Annotated in this window: 10 protein-coding genes, 2 tRNA genes, 3 rRNA genes and 3 pseudogenes; 7 read left to right on the forward strand and 11 right to left on the reverse strand. The window is 60.5% G+C overall.

What is annotated here, in order from left to right; translation table 11 throughout:
* Positions 1–72: 72 nt before the first annotated feature.
* The 4 genes from O6R08_RS07395 to O6R08_RS07410 all read right to left on the reverse strand — a co-directional run bounded on the left by O6R08_RS07395 (position 73) and on the right by O6R08_RS07410 (position 5,038).
* On the reverse strand, positions 73–1,692 hold the full coding sequence (locus tag O6R08_RS07395) for a YfjP family GTPase (protein WP_271417558.1): 1,620 nt from the start codon (positions 1,690–1,692) through the stop codon (positions 73–75).
* Entirely contained in the window at positions 1,689–3,554 is a 1,866-nt protein-coding gene (locus tag O6R08_RS07400) for a GTPase family protein (RefSeq protein ID WP_271417559.1), read from the reverse strand. Before O6R08_RS07400 ends, O6R08_RS07395 begins: the two co-directional genes overlap by 4 nt.
* Positions 3,555–3,576: 22 nt before the next feature.
* Positions 3,577–4,887: a PrsW family intramembrane metalloprotease gene (locus O6R08_RS07405; RefSeq protein ID WP_271417560.1), complete on the reverse strand. Its 1,311-nt coding sequence runs from the start codon at positions 4,885–4,887 to the stop codon at positions 3,577–3,579.
* Positions 4,888–4,962: 75 nt separating this feature from the next.
* Positions 4,963–5,038, reverse strand: a tRNA-Arg gene (locus O6R08_RS07410).
* A 141-nt stretch (positions 5,039–5,179) separates the two neighbouring features.
* On the opposite strand from O6R08_RS07410, the gene O6R08_RS07415 reads away from it, so the two are divergent.
* From O6R08_RS07415 to O6R08_RS07425, 3 genes are all read left to right on the forward strand, one after another.
* Entirely contained in the window at positions 5,180–6,352 is a 1,173-nt protein-coding gene (locus tag O6R08_RS07415) for an MFS transporter (protein WP_271419309.1), read from the forward strand.
* A 73-nt stretch (positions 6,353–6,425) separates the two neighbouring features.
* Complete coding sequence (orn, locus tag O6R08_RS07420) at positions 6,426–7,034, forward strand: oligoribonuclease (RefSeq protein ID WP_271419310.1); 609 nt, start codon at positions 6,426–6,428, stop codon at positions 7,032–7,034.
* Between the two features lie 84 nt (positions 7,035–7,118).
* A tRNA-His gene (locus tag O6R08_RS07425) sits at positions 7,119–7,194 on the forward strand.
* A 195-nt stretch (positions 7,195–7,389) separates the two neighbouring features.
* Here the strand turns inward: O6R08_RS07425 and O6R08_RS07430 are convergent.
* Positions 7,390–8,724 carry an amidohydrolase family protein gene (locus tag O6R08_RS07430; RefSeq protein ID WP_271417561.1) on the reverse strand — a complete coding sequence of 445 codons (1,335 nt, stop codon included), beginning with the start codon at positions 8,722–8,724 and terminating at the stop codon, positions 7,390–7,392.
* Positions 8,725–8,811: 87 nt separating this feature from the next.
* Here O6R08_RS07430 and O6R08_RS07435 point away from each other — a divergent pair.
* From O6R08_RS07435 to O6R08_RS11455, 4 genes and pseudogenes are all read left to right on the forward strand, one after another.
* Positions 8,812–9,207, forward strand: a pseudogene (locus O6R08_RS07435) (hypothetical protein); the annotation flags it as partial.
* Positions 9,208–9,668: 461 nt separating this feature from the next.
* Entirely contained in the window at positions 9,669–10,703 is a 1,035-nt protein-coding gene (locus O6R08_RS07440) for a glycoside hydrolase family 3 N-terminal domain-containing protein (RefSeq protein WP_271417562.1), read from the forward strand.
* A gap of 14 nt (positions 10,704–10,717) precedes the next feature.
* Positions 10,718–11,213 (forward strand): annotated as a pseudogene (locus tag O6R08_RS11450) (hypothetical protein); the annotation flags it as partial.
* Positions 11,214–11,732: 519 nt separating this feature from the next.
* Positions 11,733–12,530: pseudogene (locus tag O6R08_RS11455) on the forward strand (hypothetical protein); the annotation flags it as partial.
* 356 nt (positions 12,531–12,886) lie between these two features.
* Here O6R08_RS11455 and rrf read toward each other — a convergent pair.
* From rrf to O6R08_RS07475, 6 genes are all read right to left on the reverse strand, one after another.
* A 5S ribosomal RNA gene (rrf, locus tag O6R08_RS07450) occupies positions 12,887–13,003 on the reverse strand.
* A 116-nt stretch (positions 13,004–13,119) separates the two neighbouring features.
* Positions 13,120–16,206 (reverse strand): 23S ribosomal RNA (locus tag O6R08_RS07455).
* A 285-nt stretch (positions 16,207–16,491) separates the two neighbouring features.
* Positions 16,492–18,016 (reverse strand): 16S ribosomal RNA (locus O6R08_RS07460).
* Together the 16S, 23S and 5S rRNA genes form the textbook arrangement of a ribosomal RNA operon.
* A 541-nt stretch (positions 18,017–18,557) precedes the next feature.
* Entirely contained in the window at positions 18,558–21,947 is a 3,390-nt protein-coding gene (locus tag O6R08_RS07465; protein ID WP_271417563.1) for an error-prone DNA polymerase, read from the reverse strand.
* A gap of 5 nt (positions 21,948–21,952) precedes the next feature.
* Positions 21,953–23,545, reverse strand: a complete 1,593-nt coding sequence (locus tag O6R08_RS07470) for a Y-family DNA polymerase (RefSeq protein WP_271417564.1) — start codon at positions 23,543–23,545, stop codon at positions 21,953–21,955.
* The gene (locus tag O6R08_RS07475; protein ID WP_271417565.1) at positions 23,535–24,131 is read right to left on the reverse strand and encodes a hypothetical protein; all 597 of its coding nucleotides are present in this window, start codon (positions 24,129–24,131) and stop codon (positions 23,535–23,537) included. The genes O6R08_RS07470 and O6R08_RS07475 overlap by 11 nt, the downstream gene beginning before the upstream one ends.
* Between the last annotated feature and the right edge of the window lie 156 nt (positions 24,132–24,287).

Consider the following 24,287-nt stretch of genomic DNA (forward strand, 5'->3'; position numbering starts at 1 on the left):
GGACAACTCCAAATCCACCACCGGATCCCCCTGTGGACAACTGTGCGCACGCAGGAGGGATATTTTCCCTCGTCAGGACGCTTTCGACAAGATCTTGACGACCTCGTCGTGGTGATCGAGCTCGGCGTTGACCGGATCAACGACCGATTGCCATGCCACCTCGGTGAGACTGGCCCGCAACTCGGACCTGGCATGATGGGCAGCCGCTCGAGAACCCGCCTGCACACCGATCTGGCACAGCAGTGACACCAAGATCCCCGCGAGGGCGCCCCCCGCCACGATGAGGGGCGGCAGCGGGACGTGATGCCATCTCACCGGCGAGACTCGGAACTGGAAGTAGGCGGCCATGCCATCCACCAGCCACCAAATTGCCCCGGCCACGATGATGACCACGAGAATCCACTGCACCACCGTCACCGCTTTCCACCAGCCGGTAGCGCGATGCACCCCCAGATCCGTGGACGAGACAGCTCGATCAATGTCGTCGGGTAGATCCTTGCGGTTCGACAGTGACGCATCCCGCACCGAGTCGGCCCAAAGTCGCGGCAGCCCCTCGGAAGCTTGCGACGCCAGAGCGCGCACTGCCGTGTCCACCTTGGCCCCCGCAACGCCAACACGTGCCGTCATGGCGCTTCGCTGCACCTCGGTGGGTTCACTCCCGCGCGACAATTCCTTCTTCCGCCTGGTACGCCTCGAACCCAGGTCCAGATGCAGCCGGTGCAACGGATCCGGGCGAAGCTTCGACACCCAGGCCGTCACTGGCCACCCTGTGGCGTAGTGGCCTCTCTTGCGGTACGCATCCCGGGTCGCATCGACGACAGGGTCCACCCCACCTGCAGTGCACAAGGCGTCGATCAATCGGTCGACGGAGTCCTGGCTGACCTGACCTGCCTGGTCACCGGTCACTTCCGACAAGCGCTGGGAAACGCCGTCGAGGTCAGCATGGAGACGTGCTGCCTGCGCCTTCTTGGCACGCACGGCGCGAGCCAATGCGACACGCATGTCGTCCACGCCTTCACCTGTGGTGGCCGACATCGCCATGATCTTGGCCTTGTCCAGGCCTTCGGAGTCCAACAACCGGCGCAGGTCTCGCAGACAGTTCTTGCGTTGCTCCTTGTCGAGGCGATCAACCTGATTGAGAACCACCGTCATGACCTCGGAATGGGTCGCCAGCGGCGCCAGATAACGCGTATGAAGAGCGGCGTCAGCATATTTCTGCGGATCGACGATCCACACGATCATGTCGACCATCTCGACGAGCCGGTCCACCTCGAGTCGATGTTCGGTACGCACCGAGTCGTGGTCGGGTAGATCCAGCAGCACCAGACCGTCGAGAGCATCGTCGCTACCCATGTGGTGGCGACGAGGAACATCGAGCCAGTCCAACAAGGACTCGGCCGACTGGCTTCCCCACACCGCTGCTGTGGCTTTCGAGGTCGTCGGACGCCGCACGCCCGGATCGGACAGTTCCGCGCCGGCCAGTGCATTGAAGGTCGATGATTTTCCCGAGCCAGTGGCACCAGCAAGGGCAATGACGGTGTGGTCACCGCCGATTCGGCAACGTTGGTCAGCACGATCAAGCACAGCGTGGACACGGTCGGCCAGCTCATCGGGGATACGTCCCGTCGACAAATCCACCGCCGTGCTCAGCATCTCAATGCGCTCGGCAAGGTCGACGCGTCGTCTCCTCATCGTTCCTCCCCACGCGGCTCAGGATCCAGGACAACCGATGGTTCGATGATCTCGGCGTCGAGGACGGGCATGTCAACTCTCATGTGTCCAAGCTCAGAAGGTCCGGGCTCCTCCACCTGGCGGGTCTGTGGACGGGTTCGGATCGCCGCCTGGCCATCGCGGGATTCCGGCGCCTCCTGGGCCTGCCGCACCGCCTCGACCGAGGCGCGGATCCGAGCTGGCAGCTCGTGGTCGACCCCCAGTGCGGCGAGCGCGTCGTGGTAGCGCGCAACCTCATTGGCAAGTAGCCCCTCAACCCTGGCGTCAAGCTGTTCCTTGGCAACCTTCGCCAGACGTCGCACCGCGTCGTCGCCGAAGAGAGCCTCGAGAAGACGCTGAGCGACGATGGCCGATCCGCCAGCAATTCCAGCCTCGGCACCGGACAGTCCGCCAGTGTGGGTGAAGACGACGAGCATCAGAGCGACGGAAACCCCGTTGACACCGAAAGCCATGAATCGGGCCTTGGAGCGTTTGTCCATGCCCTCCCCGGCAACCAACTCCATGACGTCACCCTGCCAGTCCCTCACCGTACGAGAGACGGACTGCTCAAAACTGTCCGATGGGCGGGCCAGATCCTCGTCCGCCCGTTCCAGGACACTGCGGCCAGCCGGGTCGGCCTGCCACACGGCCTCAATGCGCTCACACCCGGCCTGGGTTTCCGCGATGATGAGGCTTTCCAAGCCAGATTCGACCGCGACACTGACCTTCTCGACCTCCGGCGGCGCTCCCTTGAACGCCTGGACGACGCGGTCTCGCAACCATGAGACCTTCGCCTCCATGGCCCGCATGAACTCGCCGGTTCCCACGAATTCATGCCACCGTGCCAGTACCTCGCCACGCAGCAAGGTGCCGTCGGCAGACTGCGCGGCGATCGACTGCGCGGCCTCGGCCATGATCGACTGAGCATCCTCGGCCAGCCGGGAGGTGGCGCTTGCTTGAGCCTCCAGGCCGGCGGCAATGTAAGACGACCTCTCACACACCGATCCGATGGCCCCCGACAAGGTGGACGCAATGACCTCACGTCGCTTCTGCTGGTCCTGAGCCAGGCTCGACAGGAAGAAGCGCAGCGGCGCAACCGCCTGGTCAGGAAGCAAGCCATCGGCATCGGTCTTGGTCTCCGGCACGGCAAAGAGCGGGGAATCGGCCAGTCCCCGCGCTGTCATGAGCCGGCCAAGGTCCGCAGGAACATCCCGCATGGCCTCCGGGGGGACGCGGTCGCACACCACCGCCACGGACGCATGTCTCTCCTGGGCCTCGTTGAGGAAGTCCCACGGCACCGCGTCGGCGTAGCGGGCGGCCGAGGTGACGAAGACCCACAGATCGGCTGCTTGCAGCAACTGGGCGGCGAGGTCACGATTTCGCGCCACCACGGAATCGATGTCGGGGGCATCCAAAATGGCCAAGCCCCTCGGGATTCCCGGCTCAGCGACCAGTTGGAGGCTCGATGCGTCATTGCTGGCAACCCGGGAGCGCACCAGTGTGGGCAGAACCCGGTCACCGTCAAACCACACTGAGTCGTCAGGATGGTGGACGAGAACCGGGGAGGTGGTGGTGGGACGGATGACGCCGGGCCGGGTCACCACTCGCCCGACCAGCGAATTGACCAGGGTGGACTTTCCGGCTCCCGTCGACCCACCGACCACGGCCAGCAGCGGTGCGTCAATGGTCTCCAAGCGAGGAAGGACGTAGTCGTTGAGCTGGTTGGTGATGCGACGAGCCAGCCCCGCCTGGGTGATGGCCTCGGGCAGGTCAAGAGGGAACTCAGCCTGACGCAGGTCATGCCGCAGATCAGTCAGAGACAGCAGCATCTGCTCAGTATTCATGGTGATCCTTCCTGGTCACTCGTCAGGCCTGTGGCGGCGCCCACTGCAACTCGTTGGCGATCGGAGCGGCGTGGCGTCTTCGCAGGAATGCGGGCAGTCTCGGTTTGGACAGTTTGGCGCCTCGGGCCACGGTGACAGCGATGGGACGCAGCGCGTTCATGTCGTTGATGAGTTGGATCTGACGGGTACCCGGATCGTCGTCCAATCCACGAACGATTTCGTCGCGCAAGTAAGCCAGATTGGTACCAGTGCGCAAGAACTTCAGGGTGTTCCACCACCGGCGCGGACCCTGGCTCAAAGCGACCATCGCTGCCCACTTCCGCCGCGGCAGGGAGCACAGCGTGTCGGCGTCGGATTCCGGCAGCCATCCAGCCTTGACGTAATCCTCAAGACGATTCCGGATCATCGTGCCTTCCCGCACCATACGAATGATCACGAAGACCACGACGGATGCGACGATCCCGAGAGCGATGTACCAAAGCTTCTTCAACGCTGCAACCGGGAGCACCGAGGAGAATCCGTTGAACAGCATGTGCCCGAGCACTGCCATGACGAACCCTGTCGTCGGGGCCAGAATCCGCACTAGACGACTGCGAGATCGAAGCCCCAGGGCCAGACCGATACCCGTCATGCTGGTGAACAACGGATGCCCGAAAGATGTGTAGACGCCACGCAGCATGACCAGTTCCAGGACGGCCTGCTTGGGATCACCCGCTGCCGCGGTGACGCGAGCGTAGTTGTCGGCCCGTGCGTAATACATGATGTTCTCGACGAAAGCGAAGCCGATGGCGGAAAGCCCGGCCATACTCACCGTCTGAAGCATCGAGGTCATACGTCTGCCCGTGAAAACAGCCAGCCCGAAAAGCACCATGGCCTTGCACGACTCCTCGACAAAGGGAGCCGAATACACCGCTGGGCCCGCACCTGAGGCCGGATCAACCCCGCCTGCCACCGAGAGCATCCCAGCCATCCAGGTATTGACGTGCAGGCTGATCCACGTCGCTATGCATGCTCCCCAGCAGAAGCAGAGGAACCAGATGTGAAGATGCCGGGTTCTGAACCGGTCGACGAGGATGAAGATCACCGACCAGACGGCTGCCGTCGGCCATGCGTAGTGCAGACCAAGCTTGAACGACCGGTTCGTGATGCCCGGGATGACACCCTTTTGACCACCGTCGTCCACCACTGTGTCCGCATGCATGATGTCGTAGGTGTGCACCAGTGAGGCCGCCGACGCCACGACCAGGACAAGCAGCACCCAGAACCACGGGTTACGCAACAGACGTTGCCACCAAGGACGACGCGCAACGGGTGCGGGGGCAACGTAGGACATGGTTGAAGACTACCGGGCACCCGTGACAGTTTCCGACGCGTTTATTCCTCGCCGCGCAGAACACGGAAGAACATGTGGCGGCCCGGGTGGGAATCGAACCCACGCGCGACAGATTAGAAGGCTGCTGCTCTATCCGCTGAGCTACCGGGCCATGCGCGCTATCCTACCGACGTTCGACCACTATGGCCCATTCGGCACCAACCAAGTTGCGAACAAGGCTGCATGCTTCTGATCGACGTCCTAACCTTTTCCCGTGATTGACTCGCCGCGCACCGAGCCCCCCAGACCGTCGGTGAAGTGGTCGTCGATCATCGTCTCCGCCTACCTGCCGACTCTCATGTCGTCGCTGGGTTACGGTGCGGTGATTCCGCTCATTCCACTCAGCGCAGTCCACAACGGTGCATCCGCTGCCCTTGCTGCCGCAATCGCCGCGCTCGTCAGCATCGGCCAGATCATTGGCGATGTCCCTGCCGGATGGCTCGTCACGAAGATCGGCGAGAAGTGGTCGTTGGTCATCGCCATGCTCATCGACGCCGTGGCCCTGGTATCCATGGGGCTCATCCATCATCTTGGCCTGCTCGCCATCGCGGTGCTCGTCAATGGCATGGCCGGAGCTGTCTACGGCATTGCTCGACAGAACTATCTGACGGTCGCCATCCCCTACCGGTACCGGGCCCGCGCCCTGTCCACCCTGGGCGGGGTGTTTCGGGTGGGCTGGTTCGTCGGTCCGATGGCTGGGTCATGGATCCTGCGTGAGTCCTCGATGGCATGGGCATATGGATTCGCATCCATCGCCAGTCTTCTCGCAGCCGCCGTGACCACCGTCATGCCTGACCTGCCACCGGCCGACACCCCAGAGACCGCCAAGGACGACGCTGCCACCAAAATCTCGACCTGGACCATCGCCAAGCAGAACTCGACGGTCCTCTGGACGACGGGTCTGGGAGTGGCGGCACTCATGCTTGTTCGGTCAGCCCGACGCTCGTTGCTGCCGCTGTGGTGCCATGCGAACGGACTTACCCCGGCTACCACGGATCTCATCTACGCCTGGTCGATGGCAGCTGATGTTCTCCTCTTCCTGCCCGGCGGTGCCCTCATGGACAAGTTCGGGCGCTGGTGGGTGGCCGTGCCATCGATCTTCATCCAAGCCATCGCTCTGCTCACTTTGCCGCTGACCCACACCGCGACGACCATTGGCATCGTCGCGCTCATCATCGGGATCGGAAACGGAGTCAGCTCGGGCATCGTCATGACCCTGGGATCCGACGCTTCCCCTGACATTGGACGGCCTCAATTCCTGGCCGCCTGGCGATTGCTCACCGACACCGGCTCGGCAATGGGACCGCTCGTCGTCACCCTCATCACTTTGGCATGGCCGCTGTCGGCAGCCAGCATCGTCATGGCCGTCATTGGACTGGTCGGCAGCTACTGGATGGCGCGCTGGGTACCGCGAGGCACACGGTAGGCGCTCCCCGTGGGCCACCGGCGAGCACACGCCATGTCGTCGCCACCAACTAATCTGTCATGACGTGAAAGACATGTTGGTGTGGATCGATTGCGAAATGACCGGGCTCGACCTGGCCCACGATGGACTCATCGAGGTGGCAGCCCTGGTCACCGATGGACAGCTCAAGGTCCAGGGCGAGGGCGTGGACGTCATCATCAAACCCGAACCCGAGTGGCTCGACCACATGAATGACTTCGTGCGCGACATGCACACCAAGTCCGGGCTCCTCGAGGAGCTCGACAAGGGCCTGACGATGACCGAGGCTCAGGAACGGGTGCTCGATTACATTCGTACCCACGTCCCGCAGGCAGGCAAGGCCCCGTTGGCCGGAAACACCATTGGCACTGACCGGTCCTTCCTGGCCAAGGACATGCCGGAGTTGGAGTCCTACGTGCACTACCGCAACGTTGACGTCTCCTCCATCAAGGAGCTGGCGCGACGCTGGTATCCGCGCGCCTTCGGCCACGCCCCACAAAAGCAGGGCAACCACCGCGCTCTGGCCGACATCCAGGAGTCGATCGAGGAACTCATGTACTGGCGCGAAGCCCTCATGGTTCCTTCCCCCGGCCCAGATGCCCATCGCTGCGACGAGATTGCAACCAAGTACCAGGGCATTCTCACCGGAGCCGGAAAGCACTGACACCGGCGACGCGACGAGAAGCCCAAGTTGCGCCCCTGCTCTCGAACCCGGTACTCTTTCCGGGTTGTCTGATAAAGGCACATGGTGGCTATAGCTCAGTCGGTAGAGCACCTGGTTGTGGTCCAGGGGGTCGCGGGTTCAAGTCCCGTTAGCCACCCCATGTTTCGGAAGGGGAGACGACTCCCCTTGAACCCCTCGAGCGGGTCATGCCAGCGCGAAGGCTTTAGCTCTTCTCCCCATCAAGCCACGGGTCAAGTTATCCTCACACGCTCCGGACGACTCCCCTTGAACCCTTCGAGCGGGTCACGGCGGAGGCCCCAACCTTTCCCAGCTGTAGGCCTCCGCGCGTTCGCCATCACCTACGCAAGGTGTCGAGCAGCTCGTCGATCTCGTCAAAGGTGTCGACCGACGGGGCATCAATGACATTTCCTCTGACGACAACCGTGTCGATTGCCTCGAGTGCCTTGAGATCGTCAAGCGGATTGGATCCCAGAATCAGTAGATCGGCAGACAGCCCCGCCTCCACCGCACCCGTCACGGACTCCAGGCCGAGCATCTTGGCATTGACCCGAGTTACGGACTCGAGGGCACGTGCATGGGACAATCCGGTTCTCGACACCACGAGGTCAAGCTCACGCCACATGGCGTAGTGGGGAGTAAACGTCATCGAGGAATCCAAACCGGATCCGAGCACCACATCGTTCGCAATGGCATCGCGAATCCCCTGGACCATCGAGTCCAGCACGATCTTGGCATTCTCCCTGACGACGTTGTTGATCCCCGTGATCTTGGTATCGATCTCGACCAGCGGGGCAGCGGCCAGCAAAGTCGCATCGAAAGCGGACCATCCGCGCAGAGACCGCGGATTGTCGTGGAACAGTTCGATGATCTCGTCGGTCATGGCCGAGCCATGCTCAATGGTGTCGACGCCAGCCTTGAGTGACCTCAGCACCCCCTCAGGACTCTGAGCATGGGCAGCAACAAGCACCCCAGCCGAGTGAGCTTCCTCGCAGATTGCCGTCATTTCCTCGGTGGTCATCTGCGGACGCCCAGCCTCACCGACGACCTTCGCATCGGTGACCCCGCCCGTCGCGGCGATCTTGATAGATGTGGCGCCCAGCCGCAGGTTTTGACGCACCGCCTTGCGTCCCTCCCACGGAGCATCGACGACCCGGGCGAGACCCAGCTCGGCGCCGTGGCCTCCGGTGATAGCCAGCATCGGACCAGACGCCATAATGCGAGGACCCAGCCACTGCCCCGACTCGCTCTCACGCCCCAGGGACACCGCCTCGTTGTCGTACTCACCGAGGCTGCGGAAAGTCGTCACGCCTGAGTTGAGTTCGGCCTGCGCAAATCCCCGCGCGCGTTCCCGCAGCATGGGCCGTCCCAATGGAGTTTTCCAGAACCCCACGATTCCCCGCGCGAGCGCTGCATTCATCAATGCTTTGGGCAGCGGACGTCCATCAGCCAGAAGGTGAGCGTGAGCATTGATGAGGCCCGGCATGACCCATTTACCCGTACAGTCAATCTGACGCTGAGCCGCCACGGCTCGCTCAGCGAGCTCCTCACGCGACCCGACGGCCTCAATGAAACCGTCTTCGGCAACAAGCACAGTCTGGTCAGACAACACGGAGCCATCACGGTCACACGTCAGGACATTGGCACCGGTGAGAGCAACTCTCGTGGTCATCGTCGTCATCATCTCCTCTCAGAACGACGCTGCCCCCAGCATTATCCGGAATCCTAAGGAACGGACGACAGTTGCAGAATGTGAGATGGCCTCATTGGAGTCGGACTGTTCATGGGATTCGGAGAATCTATCAACACCTCAGGCCCGAGCATCGTGGTTGCCTATCTCGAGATCGGCGCGATGCTCTTCTTGGTCATGGGGCCCTGGATGAACTACTCCTGCACAACCTGCGATGGAAGTCCTTCCAGAATTTCGCCGCCGGGCGTGGGGACCCATGGCGGATTCGCCCCGACGAGCTGGAGCGGGTTCTTCGGCGGCTTCCAGATCGCTGTTTTCGCCAACGGTGGCATCGAGCTGGTCGACACCACCTCCGCCGAGGCCCGTGATCCCCGCAAGACAACACCCAAGGACATCAAGGCCATCTCGGCGCGAGTCTCGGTCTTCCATGTGGTGTCTCTGCTCGCCATGATGTGCGTGACGCCGTCATTGGGGCTGACTCAGCGTGTATCGCCAAATCCTGGCTTAAACTCAGTTGTCACGGCGGGCAACCCGCGAACCGGGAAGCCGACAGCTTCGTCGGTCATGTCATCAGTGAATACGCCGACAGCGGTAACCAGGGTTTCGGGGGTCTCTCGTCATTCGGTAATCGTCGTCCCGGCCACTACAGGCATTGGGGAAGACTATGAAATAATCCGGCCATGAGACGCCGAACAATCATCGCAGCTGGTTTGAGCGCACCATTGGCTGGATGCGTCTCAGAAGCCACTCCCCCAGCCGAATCGCCCTCTCCTGCGCCCGTGGTGTCGTCATCCCCATCTGAGACGCCGACTGCCACAGCCTCCTCAGCCAGTCCTACCACCAGTGCAACCCCCAGTCCGACCACCAGTGCAACCCCCAGCCCTACCCCGTCGTCAGCATCGACGGGCAAAGTGACTCCGGTCCCAATGGATCCGCGGGCCGCCCGCATCACCGCGGACATGTCGGTCGAGGAGCGCGCTGGGCAGTGCATTCTCGTCGGGGTGGTTCCTTCGGACTCCCCCGAGTACATCGCCAATCTCATAGACACCAAGTGCCTTGCCGGGATCTTCATCCTGGGCCACTGGACCAAGAAGTCCAAGCTGGTAGCCATGCTCGACGCCGTCAACAGCGTCAGCCCGCACGGCATCAAGCCCATCGTCGCGACTGATCATGAGGGCGGCGAGATTCAGAACGTCCGGATCCCGGGAGTCGATAGGTTGCCGAGCCAGGAAGCTCTGGCTCGGATGTCCCCGGCGAAGGCTCAGTCAGTGGTGACGGAGGGTGCACGTCAGCTTGCTGACCTCGGCGTCCACATGATCTTTTCCCCCGTCGCTGACGTCATTGACCCTGATCTTGGTGTCAGGAACAAGCCGATCGCCAAGCACCATCGTGGCTTCGGTACCGATCCCCAGACCTGTGGCCGGTATGCGGCTTCCGTCATCGCAGCGCATCGCAAGGCCGGGATCATCTCGACCGCAAAGCATTTCCCTGGAATTGGGCGAATCGTCGAGGACACGGATTTCAAGTCCGCAGGAATTACCGACGACAAGACGACGCGCCATGACCCGTATCTCGAATCGTTCCGAACAGCATTCAACGCTGGGGCCGAAGCCGTCATGATTGCCTCAGCGTACTACTCGAAGATCGATCCAGGAACCCTCGGGTTGTTCTCGTCCAAGATCATGACTGACATGCTTCGCGATGACTTCGGATACCAAGGACTCATTGTGTCCGATGACTTGGGAAGCTCAGTTTCGGTGTTCTCGGTCGATGGTGGACACCGGGCAAGCAAATTCGTGTCCGCTGGCGGTGACTTGGCAATCACAGCCAACCCAGGTCTGGTTCGCCCCATGATCCGGGCGTTGACGTCAATGGCGGCGTCATCGTCGGGCGAGAAACGTCTCAGCGACGCCGCCCGCCATGTCATCAACGTCAAATTGGCGCATTCACTGACGAAGTGAGGAGAGAATGAATCATGGTTGACGATAAGTTTGAGGGGGGCCAGCAACCCGATGACTCATACTCCGACGACAATGACGCCGAACTGATTCCTGATCAGTTCGACCCTGGCCAGCGACAGGATTACGAACCTACTCAGGAACTGCCAGAGGACGTTGACCCGACGCAGCAGTTCTCGATGACCCCTGACAGTTCGCAATTCCTCTACAGAGACCAGCAGTATCCGCAGCAGGGTGACTTCCAGGATGGCCAGTATCCTCAGGATCCGAACCAATACCCGCAAGAGTGGAACCAATACCCGCAAGATCCAAACCAGTACCCGCAAAGCGGCAATGCCTGGACAGATCAGAACGCCGCAGCGCAGTGGACCCCCCAGACAGGTCAATATGACGGCTGGAATGACCAGTACGCGCAACAGGGCTGGGACCAGCAACAGGATTGGAACACCACCCAAAACCCACAGGGCTGGAACCAACAACCCGACCAACAAGCCTGGGACGGAGGCGAACCGACAACAAACTGGAACACCACCCAAAACCCCCAAAGACTGGAACCAACAACCCGACCAACAAGCCTGGGACGGAAGTGAACCCACAACAAACTGGAATAACGCCGGTTTCCAGGACGAGCAACAGCTGGGAGACGCCCAACAGTTTGGCCCTGGGTACGACGATTCTGCTGCACCGGTCGGTGCAGCGACCGATGATCACCCGAACATCAGTGAGCCCGTGGGCGGGATCACCTTCAGCGATGAGCCCCAGCCAAAACGCAAGAAACAGCACTGGATCATTGCCGTCGCCGCAGTTCTCGTCGTCGCGCTAGGGCTTGGTCTCGGCTACTTCTTCATGCCCAAGAATGATGCGACGAAGGCAGCCCCAGCGCCCGCGTCGAAGCCTGCCGCATCAGCGTCCAAGACCCCACATCCCACGGTCACGGCCTCCACGGCAGCGTCCGCTTCATCGGCGCCCACCCCTTCATCGGCGGTCAGCATGTCGCCAGGGGTCACCGTGTCGCCGGTGCCGTCACTGATTCCGACTGTTCCGAACAACGCATCTGTCACCCCGACGCCAGATCTCGTCAGACAGCTGTTCAACAGCCCTGACGCCCAAGTCCAGTGGGTCGCGTTGGCCGCTGACGGTCAAAATGCCGCAGTGGCCTATGCACCTACTTTCAACATCAATGGCAAGTCCGCTGGCCCCAATGGAGGCCACCTCATCATGAGGAAGAACAAAGGGCATTGGGAGCCCCTCCCCCAGGGCGGAGTCATTGTGGACGACAACGACTGCGATGCGATGCTGAAGGTGTTGGGAGACAAGACTGCTGTCGCTACCAGCGAAGTCATGTACAACAAGCAGTGCGATGCGGCAATCGTTTATGACTTGGCGAAGAAGAACCCGATCCGACTCGGAAAGATGGCCGGTGTTGGGCCTCTCAATCTCGACAAGGCGACGTCGGAACTCGCCGCCACGATCCATGTCATCCCTGACGGCGTCAGTGACGGCTGTGTCCGCAATACGCCGCAGTATGCCCGTTACAACGGCTTCCTTGGTGGAGTATGGACCAGCGGAGGCAGCGTTCAGGCGTACCTGTTCGTTGGCGGCAACAACGCGAGCTCGAATGGTGCGCGGATTGGTATCACTGAGGCGCAGCTACGGTCCGACTACTCCAAGCTCACATTGACCGACGTCACCTCGGACTTCGTTGGAATGGGATACCAAAAGGCCCTTGCATTCTCCAACGACGGCAAGGAAGTTGATTATCTGCTCAATGGTGGCCGTGTCGTTGCCTACATGATCAGGAACTCCGGCTTCAGCCCGACCCAGTGCTGACGGTGCTCTCACGCTGACGTGGCCCCTCGGAACACGAGGGGCCACTTGTCTATCCTCGCCTCCCCATTCTGACGCTCTCAACCGACATATCCGGATCCCGGGCTTCTTCCGAATGCCTGAGTTGTGGAGCCTTGTACCGAGAATGGGAAGCCACGTACGGGGTCGATGACAGCAGCAGTGAAAAGGATGGCGGACAGCTGCGTCCAAGGCGAATCCGACGCTATGCGAGACGAAAAAGGCCTGACGAAAGATGCTCGTTGGCGGGTATCAGGACGCGACGACTGTTGTTGGTGGCGGAAATTGAAGAGACCCGGGAAACAACAGCGTCTGTTGTTTCCCGGGTCTTCGGGTTGGGTTTCCGGCGGCGTCCTACTCTCCCACACGATCCCTCGTGCAGTACCATGGGCGCTGGAAGGCTTAACTACCGGGTTCGGTATGGGACCGGGTGTTTCCCTTCCGCTATGGCCACCGGAAAAACAGTGGGCACCCCCTTGCGGGGGTGTGGCTCGTGGCCCCCGTGCTGATGGTGGGGGTTGGGAGCCGTATAGTGGATGCGACGCGATCAGAAAGAATTGTGTGTGCCGGGATTGTGTGTAAGTCCTCGGTCTATTAGTACCAGTCAGCTCCACACCTTACGATGCGTCCACGTCTGGCCTATCAACCCGGTAGTCTACCGGGGACCTTACCAGATTCTTCTGTGGGAACCCTGATCTTGAAGCGTGCTTCCCGCTTAGATGCTTTCAGCGGTTATCACGACCCGACGTAGCCAACCAGCCATGCTCTTGGCAGAACAACTGGCACACCAGAGGTCAGTCCGTCCCGGTCCTCTCGTACTAAGGACAGCCCTTCTCAAGATTCCTACGCGCGCAGCGGATAGGGACCGAACTGTCTCACGACGTTCTGAACCCAGCTCGCGTGCCGCTTTAATGGGCGAACAGCCCAACCCTTGGGACCGACTCCAGCCCCAGGATGCGACGAGCCGACATCGAGGTGCCAAACCATGCCGTCGCTGTGAGCGCTCGGGCAAGATCAGCCTGTTATCCCCGGGGTACCTTTTATCCGTTGAGTGACGGCGCGTCCACAAGCCACCGTCAGATCACTAGTCCCGACTTTCGTCCCTGCTCGACTTGTCAGTCTCACAGTCAAGCCCCCTTGTGCACTTACACTCGACACCTGATTACCAACCAGGATGAGGGAACCTTTGGGCGCCTCCGTTACCTTTTAGGAGGCGACCGCCCCAGTCAAACTACCCATCAGGCACTGTCCCTGAACCGGATCACGGTCCAAGGTGAGATAACCAGAACGACCAGAGTGGTATTTCAACAATGACTCCACAACCACTAGCGTGGCCACTTCACAGTCTCCCACCTATCCTACACAAGTCGTCCCAATCACCAATACCAAACTATAGTAAAGGTCCCGGGGTCTTTCCGTCCTGCTGCGCGTAACGAGCATCTTTACTCGTAATGCAATTTCACCGAGTTCATGGTGGAGACAGTAGGGAAATCGTTACTCCATTCGTGCAGGTCGGAACTTACCCGACAAGGAATTTCGCTACCTTAGGATGGTTATAGTTACCACCGCCGTTTACTGGGGCTTAAGTTCACCGCTTCGCTCACGCTAACAGTTCCCCTTAACCTTCCAGCACCGGGCAGGAGTCAGTCCGTATACATCGTCTTACGACTTCGCACGGACCTGTGTTTTTGGTAAACAGTCGTTTCCCCCTGGTCTCTGCGCCCCTCACTGCCACCAGACCGTACAGGCCCAAGACAGATCAGGTCCCCCTTATCCCGAAGTTACGAGGGCATTTTGCCGAGTTCCTTCACCATGATTCTCTCGATCGCCTCGGTATACTCTACCTATCCACCAGTGTCGGTTTAGGGTACGGGCGGACCAGCCACCTCGCTCACGAAGCTTTTCTCGGCAGTACAGGATCACTCACTCACCCACCCAAAGTGGGCTCGCCATCATGCCTCAACCACAATGCCTGACGGATTTACCTACCAGACGGTCCACACATTTAGCCCCGGACAACCATCGCCGGGGATGAGCTACCTCACTGCGTCCCTCCGCAGCTTGTCTACTACATGATCGGTTCACACACTCACCACACCACCACCCAATCAAAGACCAGGCGACAGCAGGCTCGCACGCTTAGCATCACACACCTCGACACGGACGGTGACAAGCCGGTACCAGAATATCAACTGGTTGTCCATCGACTACGCCTGTCGGCCTCGCCTTAGGTCCCGACTCACCCAGGGCAGATTAACTTGACCCTGGAACCCTTGGATAATCGGCGGACGGGTTTCACACCCGTCATTCGCTACTCATGCCTGCATTCTCACTCCCGCACAATCCACCACACGGTCACCCGGCAGCTTCACCTCGCACAGGACGCTCCCCTACCCACACCCATCAGGGTGTGCCACAGCTTCGGCGGATAACTTGAGCCCCGCTACATTGTCGGCGCGGAATCACTTGACCAGTGAGCTATTACGCACTCTTTCAAGGATGGCTGCTTCCAAGCCAACCTCCTGGTTGTCTACGCAACTCCACATCCTTTTCCACTGAGTTACCACTTAGGGGCCTTAGCTGATGATCTGGGCTGTTTCCCTCTCGACGACGAAGCTTATCCCCCGCCGTCTCACTGCTACGCTCCACTTGCCGGCATTCGGAGTTTGGCTGATTTCGGTAAGCTGATAGGCCCCCTAGACCATCCAGTGCTCTACCTCCGACAAGAACCACGCAACGCTGCACCTAAATGCATTTCGGGGAGAACCAGCTATCACGGTGTTTGATTGGCCTTTCACCCCTATCCACAGCTCATCCCCTCCATTTTCAACTGAAGTGGGTTCGGACCTCCACGACGTCTTACCGACGCTTCATCCTGGCCATGGATAGATCACACCGCTTCGGGTCTAGAACACGCGACTAACGCCCTTATCGGACTCGCTTTCGCTACGACTCCCCCACACAGGTTAACCTCGCCACGCATCACTAACTCGCAGGCTCATTCTTCAAAAGGCACGCCATCACCCCACAAGGCTCTGACGGCTTGTATGCGACCGGTTTCAGGTACTATTTCACTCCCCTCCCGGGGTACTTTTCACCCTTCCCTCACGGTACTGATCCACTATCGGTCACCAAGGAGTATTTAGGCTTGACGGGTGGTCCCGCCAGATTCACGCGAAATTCCACGAGTTCCACGCTACTTGGGGAAACCCTCACCAGTGCCACGCTTACAGCTACGGGACTCTCACCCACTCCGGTACGCCTTCCCAGACGCTTCACCTTCACGCAACATTTATCACTGGCCAATCCTGCGGCAGCAGAACCACGACGGCCCCCACAACCCCGCACATGCAACACCTGCCGGCTTGAACACACACACGGTTTAGCCTCATCCGCTTTCGCTCGCCACTACTCACGGAATCACGGTTGTTTTCTCTTCCTACGGGTACTAAGATGTTTCACTTCCCCGCGTTACCTCCCACACCCCTATACATTCAGGGCAGGGTCACCGGACACTACTCCGGACATTCCAGGTTACCCCATTCGGACATCCCCGGATCACAGCTCGTTAACCAACTCCCCAGGGCTTATCGCAGGTTACAACGTCCTTCATCGGCTCTTGGTGCCAAGGCATCCACCGATCGCACTTAACAACTTGCACACACAGCACAAGACACAAAAACTATAAGATGCTCGCATCCACTATACAGTTCTCAACCACCACACGACACCACCACACAACCAACACACAATGCCAGCTGAACGATGATCCGCACCAGGCCACCACACACGCGTGATACCCCAGAACCCCAACAGCATGCCCCCAACCCCACCACCACACACAGCAGCAGCAGGACGCCAATGTTCCACAAGAAGCACAACACCACCAAGCCACCCCCACAACAGGGGCACACCCAGCGATGCCACGAAAAATACTGCTCCTTAGAAAGGAGGTGATCCAGCCGCACCTTCCGGTACGGCTACCTTGTTACGACTTAGTCCTAATTACCAGTCCCACCTTCGACGGCTCCCCCACAAAGGTTAGGCCACCGGCTTCGGGTGTTACCGACTTTCATGACTTGACGGGCGGTGTGTACAAGCCCCGGGAACGTATTCACCGCAGCGTTGCTGATCTGCGATTACTAGCGACTCCGACTTCATGGGGTCGAGTTGCAGACCCCAATCCGAACTGAGACCGGCTTTCCGAGATTCGCTCACCCTCACAGGCTCGCAACTCTTTGTACCGGCCATTGTAGCATGCGTGAAGCCCTGGACATAAGGGGCATGATGACTTGACGTCATCCCCACCTTCCTCCGAGTTGACCCCGGCGGTCTCCACTGAGTCCCCACCATAACGTGCTGGCAACAGTGAACGAGGGTTGCGCTCGTTGCGGGACTTAACCCAACATCTCACGACACGAGCTGACGACAGCCATGCACCACCTGTGAACCAACCCCACAAGGAGGCGCACCCATCTCTGAGCACTCCTGATCCATGTCAAACCCAGGTAAGGTTCTTCGCGTTGCATCGAATTAATCCGCATGCTCCGCCGCTTGTGCGGGGCCCCGTCAATTCCTTTGAGTTTTAGCCTTGCGGCCGTACTCCCCAGGCGGGGTACTTAATGCGTTAGCTACGGCACGGAATCCGTGGAATGGACCCCACACCTAGTACCCACCGTTTACAGCGTGGACTACCAGGGTATCTAAGCCTGTTCGCTCCCCACGCTTTCGCTCCTCAGCGTCAGGAAAGGTCCAGAGAACCGCCTTCGCCACTGGTGTTCCTCCTGATATCTGCGCATTCCACCGCTCCACCAGGAATTCCATTCTCCCCTACCTTCCTCAAGTCAACCCGTATCGAAAGCACGCTCAGGGTTAAGCCCCAAGTTTTCACTTCCGACGCGATCAACCACCTACGAGCTCTTTACGCCCAATAAATCCGGACAACGCTCGCACCCTACGTATCACCGCGGCTGCTGGCACGTAGTTAGCCGGTGCTTCTTCTCCCACTACCGTCACCACAAGGCTTCGTCATGAGTGAAAGCGGTTTACAACCCGAAGGCCGTCATCCCGCACGCGGCGTTGCTGCATCAGGCTTCCGCCCATTGTGCAATATTCCCCACTGCTGCCTCCCGTAGGAGTCTGGGCCGTATCTCAGTCCCAATGTGGCCGGTCACCCTCTCAGGCCGGCTACCCGTCGAAGCCTTGGTAAGCCACTACCCCACCAACAAGCTGATAAGCCGCGAGCCCATCCCCAACCGCACAAAGCTTTCCAACCCCCACCATGCAGCAAGGATTCCTATCCGGTATTAGCCCCAGTTTCCTGAAGTTATCCCGAAGTCAAGGGCAGGTTACTCACGTGTTACTCACCCGTTCGCCACTCGAGTACCCCCAAAGGGGCCTTTCCGTTCGACTTGCATGTGTTAAGCACGCCGCCAGCGTTCGTCCTGAGCCAGGATCAAACTCTCCAATGAAAAAATATCACCCACCCACACACAAAAAAAGTGCAGGCCACGGTGTCACAAGAGAATCCAAAACACTGACCCCAAACACTAACCAAAAAACAATTTAGTCATGTCCAGAATCACAAAGGAATTCATAAACAAATCCGACACATCCAAAACGATGCATCAAAAAAATCATTGACTATCAAAGACACACTGTTGAGTTCTCAAACATCACACCCACACGAAACAACCCCACCCACAACAGGCAGAACCACCCCGAAGGCGACCCGACCAACCCTACCACACCAACCCCAACCCCACAAAACCGCAGGACCAGAAGCCAACCAGCAGAACCAGCCAAACCACGCCACCACCCACAAAGGCAGCAACCCGATCAACCTTACCGAAACCCACACCCACCGTCAAACCCGACAAGTAGGGATCCAGCATGGATACCATCCAGAAACCACATCACGCAGCCCCCGGCAGCTCGGAAAACATTACACAGAGCCGGACACCCATGCAAATCCAACTGCCTCTGCCACCAAATCCCCTAGTCACAAGCACCTCAACAGAAGTCGCGAGACCTCGTCGGCACCGACAGATCGAGGGCTTCCAACCGATCTGCCTGCAAACTCGTCACTCCCTCGTCGCCTCTTTCCAAGATCCCCCGCACCACCAAAGCCCGCGACGTCCGAGCTACACGTCGGTGATGCTTCCATGCCCCCGGGGTGACGATGACATTGAGCAGGCCAGTTTCGTCTTCCACATTGAGGAAGGTCACTCCCCCAGCTGTTCCAGGTCTTTGTCTGTGGGTAACGACTCCAGCAACTTCTATACGTCGTCCGGCCTCGACGTCACCCAATTGGTCAACTGGCACCACACCTCGTCGATCAAGGATGCTGCGGAGGTGGCGAACGGGATGGTCTGCAGTGCTGATTCCGGTGGCACGGATGTCGTCACCCAGTAACTCCAGCTGAGTGGGTTCGGGGAGCAAAGGGGGCTGGGTAGCCACCTGAACATCAAGCTGTCCCGGTGCCACACCGTCAATCTGACCGATTTGCCACAAAGCACCACGTCTTGAACCTACGAGATCGTCGAAAGCGCCTGCCAGGGCAAGGGCTTCCACCTCTTCCTTGGTCAGTTCAACCCGACGCGCGAGATCGTCAAGACTGGTGAAAGGCTCGCGTTCCCGCTCCGCAACGATCCGGGCGGCTGCCTCGGTGCTGATGCCGGAAACGTCAGAAAGCCCCAGACGCACGGCAAAGTGAGTATCCCGGCGATGGTCACCGTCATCACGATGGGGATCAAAAGGACCGATCTCAGACTCGTCGTGGTCATGAAGGCACTCGTCCATCCCGGTCTCCACGCCGCCGCCCTCACGATCCAGCGGTTCCAGATTTGCCCCCACTGACGACGTCGTCAGATCTGGGCGTCGCGTCACCACGCCATGTCGTCGAGCATCAGCCACCAGAGTCGCCGGAGAATAGAACCCCATCGGCTGACTACGCAGCAAGGCCGCAAGACATGCTGCCGGGTAGTGCAGCTTGACCCAGGCTGAGGCGTAGACCAGTCCGGCGAAGCTCAGCGCATGGGACTCGGCGAATCCAAAATTGGCAAAGGACTCGATGCGGGCATAGATGTCCTGGGCTGTGTCGTCGTCAATCCCATTGGCTGCCATCCCCTCGAAGAGCTTGGCGCGTAGGGAGTCAATGCGCTCGACCCCACGCTTGGACCCCATTGCTCGGCGTAACAGGTCAGCATCAGCGGCCGTGCAGTTGCCGACTGTCGTGGCCATCTGCATGAGCTGCTCCTGAAAGAGCGGGATCCCCAGGGTGCGTTCCAGCACCGGTTCGAGTAACGGGTGCGGATAGGTGATCGGTTCAGCACCAGTGCGCCGTCGGATATAGGGATGCACCGCGCCTCCCTGCACCGGGCCAGGACGGATGAGCCCGATCTCCACGGCCAGGTCATAGAAACAGCGCGGTTTGAGCCGAGGCAGGGTGCCGATCTGGGCCCGACTCTCCACTTGGAAGACACCGATACTGTCACCGCGGCACAACATGTCGTAAACCCCCGGCTCATTGCGCGGGATCGAAGCCAGGCTCAAGGATCGTCCGCAGTGGTGGGAGATGAGGTCGAAGGAGATGCTCAGCGCCGAGAGCATTCCCAACCCGAGTAGGTCGAACTTCACCAATCCCATCCAGGCGCAGTCCTCCTTGTCCCATTGCAGCACCGTGCGACCGGGCATCCGGGCCGGCTCGATCGGACAGATATGCCCCACCGGTTCTCGGGTCAGCACCATTCCGGCCGAATGGATACCCAGGTGACGTGGCAGGCCCATCACCTGTTGGGCAAGAGCGACGACGTCGTCAGGAATCTCGGGGCCGTCAGGATTTTGAGAGTCCGGCACTGCTGATCGTCTCTCCATCTGACCAGACCACGCGTCCTGCTGTCCCTGGGAATAGCCGAGGGCTTTGGCCATGTCGCGAATAGCACTGCGCGGCCGATAGGTGATGACGTCGGCCACTTGGGCGGCGTTGCGGCGTCCGTATTTGGCGTAGACGTATTGGATGACCTCCTCACGACGTCGGGCGTCGAAATCGACGTCAATATCGGGCTCCTCCTCGCGCAGCACCGACAGGAACCGCTCGAAGGGCAAGCCATAGAACACCGGGTCGACGACGGTGATACCCAACACGTAACAGACCGCCGAAGCCGCTGCTGACCCACGTCCTTGACACACGATCCCCTGAGACCGGGCGAACTCCACGATGTCGGAAACGATGAGGAAGTAGCCGGCAAAATCTCGGGCTTCGATGAGGTCAAGTTCAGTTTCCAGTCGGTCCTTGGCCACCGGATCGTCTCCGTAACAGCCCCGACGGCCTTCCTCCACCAGATGACGCAGCCAACTGATGGGCGTCTGGCCCTCGGGCACCTTCTGGTCGGGCAGACGGGGACGCACCGACCTCAGTTGGAAAGCCGTCCTGTCCGCCACAGCCACGGTGTTGTCCACCGCATCCCGGTGACGACTGAACAGGTCTGCCATCTCTACCCCGCTGCGCAACCTCGCCACCGGGCCGGCAGGAAGCCAGCCGTCCATCTCGTCAAGACTGCGTCGGGCCCGCACCGCTGACAGGGCACAGGCCAGCTCGAACTGCTCAGCACCGGCGTAGTGGGCGGCTGTCGTCGCCACCGTTGCCAGACCATGACGACCCGCCAGCTCAGCGAGGATGTCGTTGTCACGGGAATCGGTGGGAGCGCGATGATCGGTCAACTCGACCAGGACGTTGTCAATGCCGAACAAATCAACCAGATGATGAAGTTTGGCCTCAGCCTGCTCCACTCCCCTGGCCAACCCCTGCCTCACCGCTCCTTTACGACACCCAGTGAGGACGGTCCAGTGCCCGTCGGCCACCTCGGCCAGATGGTTGAGATCATGGACCGGATGACCCTTCTGCCCTCCCTCAGCCAGATAGGCATCGGTGAGGGCGCCCGCCAAGCGGCGATACCCCTCCGGACCATTGGCCAACACGAGCAGATGACTGCCCACCGGATCAGCCACCCCGTTCTGCGCATCCGGCGCTCCGATGGACAACTCCGACCCGATGATGGTGGGAAGACCACAGGCTTCAGCCGCTTCAGCCATCCTGACGACCCCGTAGAGGCCGTCATGATCGGTCAGGGCCAGCCCCGACAGCCCCAACTCCACCGCCCGGGTGACGAGATCCTCCGGGCTGGAGGCACCGTCAAGAAAACTGTAGGAGGAGTGGCAGTGCAGCTCGGCATAGGGCACTACAGGCCCTTCGGGCCGGACGGGATGGCGGTCAAAGGGCTTACGGACGCGGCGATACCCAGCCTGGTCGACATGACTGTCCTGATGACCATTGGGAGGACGCCGCCCCGAGATGCGTCTCTCCAGCTCTCGCCACGGAATCGGAGGATTGTGGTAACTCATCCCGATCACGCCTCGTCGTAACGAGCCTCGACCCACCAGCGGTCAGCCGACCCCGCCAGGACCCACGCCTGTTGGTCCTCGGTGACCAACTGCACTCGCTCCACCGAGACCGCCGGGGTACTCCACCACCTCTGGTGCACCGGCCATGGCCCAGCCCATGCGATGACGCGCCGTCGCGAAGTGCCGTCGTGAAACCATCCCGGGCTGATCGTCGGCAGGTCAGACGACGTCGTCAGCGGCATACCGTCCGTTGTCTCCAACCGGGCTGGCAGCGGACGGGAATACACGATCCCGGGGGCAGGACCGTCAAGATGACCTGGCCAAGGGCGATCCACCGGACGCGCATCCTCGGCAACCGTCCCGAAAGGAACCAGTCGCCGTCGGTCCTTGAGCATCCGGCCACCGGCGACTTCCCCCACCAGAACTCCCTCTGGCCCCAGCTTCTCCTGCAACTGAGAGATGACGTGGACAAGATGCTCGGTGGGTCTGGCCCCGAACAATCCCTCGGCCGCCTCCCCCGCACGATGGATGGTGGGAACGATCCGCACCGCCTCAACACCGGACTGGCAGAACTCATCAGCACCGAATTCGTCCACGGTCCTGGGAAGATCATCGAGCTGACGGGACAACCGAGCCACCAGATCGTCACTGCTGAACTGCCAGGGTTGACGCCAAGTGCGCTCAGACAACCCGGTGGTGGCCCGGATGAGAATGCGAGCCTGGGAGCACACCCGACCATTGGCTGCCAGACCTGCCATGAACTCCTCGGCCACAGGACGCACCACGGCCACCACCTGGGCTCCGGAAGGTTCCGGATCGTCAAGGACCACTTCCATGGCATCGTCGTCCTCGAGACGGTGTGCCGACAACACCGTGACGTCCATGCCACGTGCCCAATCGTGGGCGCGCTGCCCAGCCTCCGCGAATCGCTGCACGACATGCTGACGATCCAGGCCGGCGAAGGCACCCAGGGTCGTCAGACCGAGCTGACGCAAGGTCCGCACCAATGACTCGTCAACCCGGCCAGTACGTGCCAGAACCGAAACGTCGTGGGAGGCCAGAAAGGCCGTGGACATCCCGGGGTTGAGGATCTTCGGGGCATGGTCCTGCGAGCTGGCCGCCTCGGACCCGGCCACCTCAGCCGCGAACAACCCGTCGGCCACCGAAATCCCCGCGTCGGTGTATCCGATTCGTGCCAGCACCTCAGACATGCGCTGCGCAGCAGCATGTTCACCACCATAGAAACGAGCAACCCCGCGAGCAGTCACCGCAACCACTCCTGGGCGCACCACGTGGACTGAAGGGGCTACTGATGTCTCGATCTCGCGAACCACCTCGTCAAAGAGGACTTCCTCGGAAGCAGGATCGTGAGGCACGACAACGGCGTCCGGGCACCGTAACTGGGCAGCCCTCACCGACAAGCCTGGGATGACACCTTCCTCAGCGGCTCGGGAACAGCAGTCGACGACGGCCCCACGATCGACAACCAGAAGAGGATCATCCCCCGGCTGACGTCGGGATGCTGCCACAATTCGCCACCTGGGAATGACTGCCATGAGGACCCGAACCGGGGTGGCACTGAGCCGCTCAGCAGGCATCAGCCACCTCCTCGGCAGGGTGCACCCCGGTACCAGTGCGAATGAGCCGCACAGAACGGTTGCGGTGATGCCTCGTCACCGTCACCTCAAGTTCCTGAGCCGACAAACAGCCATGTCCCTGGCCAAGCCCGCGCCACCCCATGGTGCGGACATCGATTCGAGCCGCAGGATTGGACCACGGCCCCAGCACCACCAAGGTCGAGCCGCGAGAACGTAGCCTGGCCGTCAATCGTCTGCTGGCCGCCATCGGCAATGGTGGTGGGGATGCAGCGAGAATGACGTCCAGCCCCTCGATGAGAGTTGCCACCGTCTCGAGCCAGTTCCCTGGATCAGGCACGAGCACCAGCCGTGACAACTCCACTCCCCACTGCCGAGCCGCCTCGACACTGAGCTCAGGCAGACCGACGACCCCACACCAGCCATGGGTGAGCAGCCCCAGACCAACGGATGACGCACCGTCCAGCCGGTACACCGCAGGCATGAGTCCACCAGGGAAAAGAGGCTGGAGCGACGGGTGGATGGCATGCCCGCTGGGAACCTCCAAACCGTCGACACCACGACTCACCAACTCCTCGACGTCGACCATGACACCCCCTTGTCCGGCACTCGTCAACCCCTCGCATCTGACAGGAATTACCGTGACACGCGTGCCCGACAGGTTTCCCGACAATCATCTGGAACAGAGGCGAACAACCTTGTCACCCAGCAGTTTGAGATCACAGACACTCCCCTCGTCACCAGT

The organism is Cutibacterium equinum (assembly GCF_028021195.1).
Lineage (GTDB): Bacteria > Actinomycetota > Actinomycetes > Propionibacteriales > Propionibacteriaceae > Cutibacterium > Cutibacterium equinum.

Excerpts from the sequence above, each read along its gene's own strand:
- O6R08_RS07395 (WP_271417558.1), bottom strand. The coding sequence starts at position 1,692 with ATGAGGAGACGACGCGTCGACCTTGCCGAGCGCATTGAGATGCTGAGC.
- O6R08_RS07400 (WP_271417559.1), bottom strand. The coding sequence starts at position 3,554 with ATGAATACTGAGCAGATGCTGCTGTCTCTGACTGATCTGCGGCATGAC.
- O6R08_RS07405 (WP_271417560.1), bottom strand. The coding sequence starts at position 4,887 with ATGTCCTACGTTGCCCCCGCACCCGTTGCGCGTCGTCCTTGGTGGCAA.
- orn (WP_271419310.1), top strand. The coding sequence starts at position 6,426 with ATGTTGGTGTGGATCGATTGCGAAATGACCGGGCTCGACCTGGCCCAC.
- O6R08_RS07430 (WP_271417561.1), bottom strand. The coding sequence starts at position 8,724 with ATGACCACGAGAGTTGCTCTCACCGGTGCCAATGTCCTGACGTGTGAC.
- O6R08_RS07440 (WP_271417562.1), top strand. The coding sequence starts at position 9,669 with ATGGATCCGCGGGCCGCCCGCATCACCGCGGACATGTCGGTCGAGGAG.
- O6R08_RS07465 (WP_271417563.1), bottom strand. The coding sequence starts at position 21,947 with ATGAGTTACCACAATCCTCCGATTCCGTGGCGAGAGCTGGAGAGACGC.
- O6R08_RS07470 (WP_271417564.1), bottom strand. The coding sequence starts at position 23,545 with ATGCCTGCTGAGCGGCTCAGTGCCACCCCGGTTCGGGTCCTCATGGCA.
- O6R08_RS07475 (WP_271417565.1), bottom strand. The coding sequence starts at position 24,131 with ATGGTCGACGTCGAGGAGTTGGTGAGTCGTGGTGTCGACGGTTTGGAG.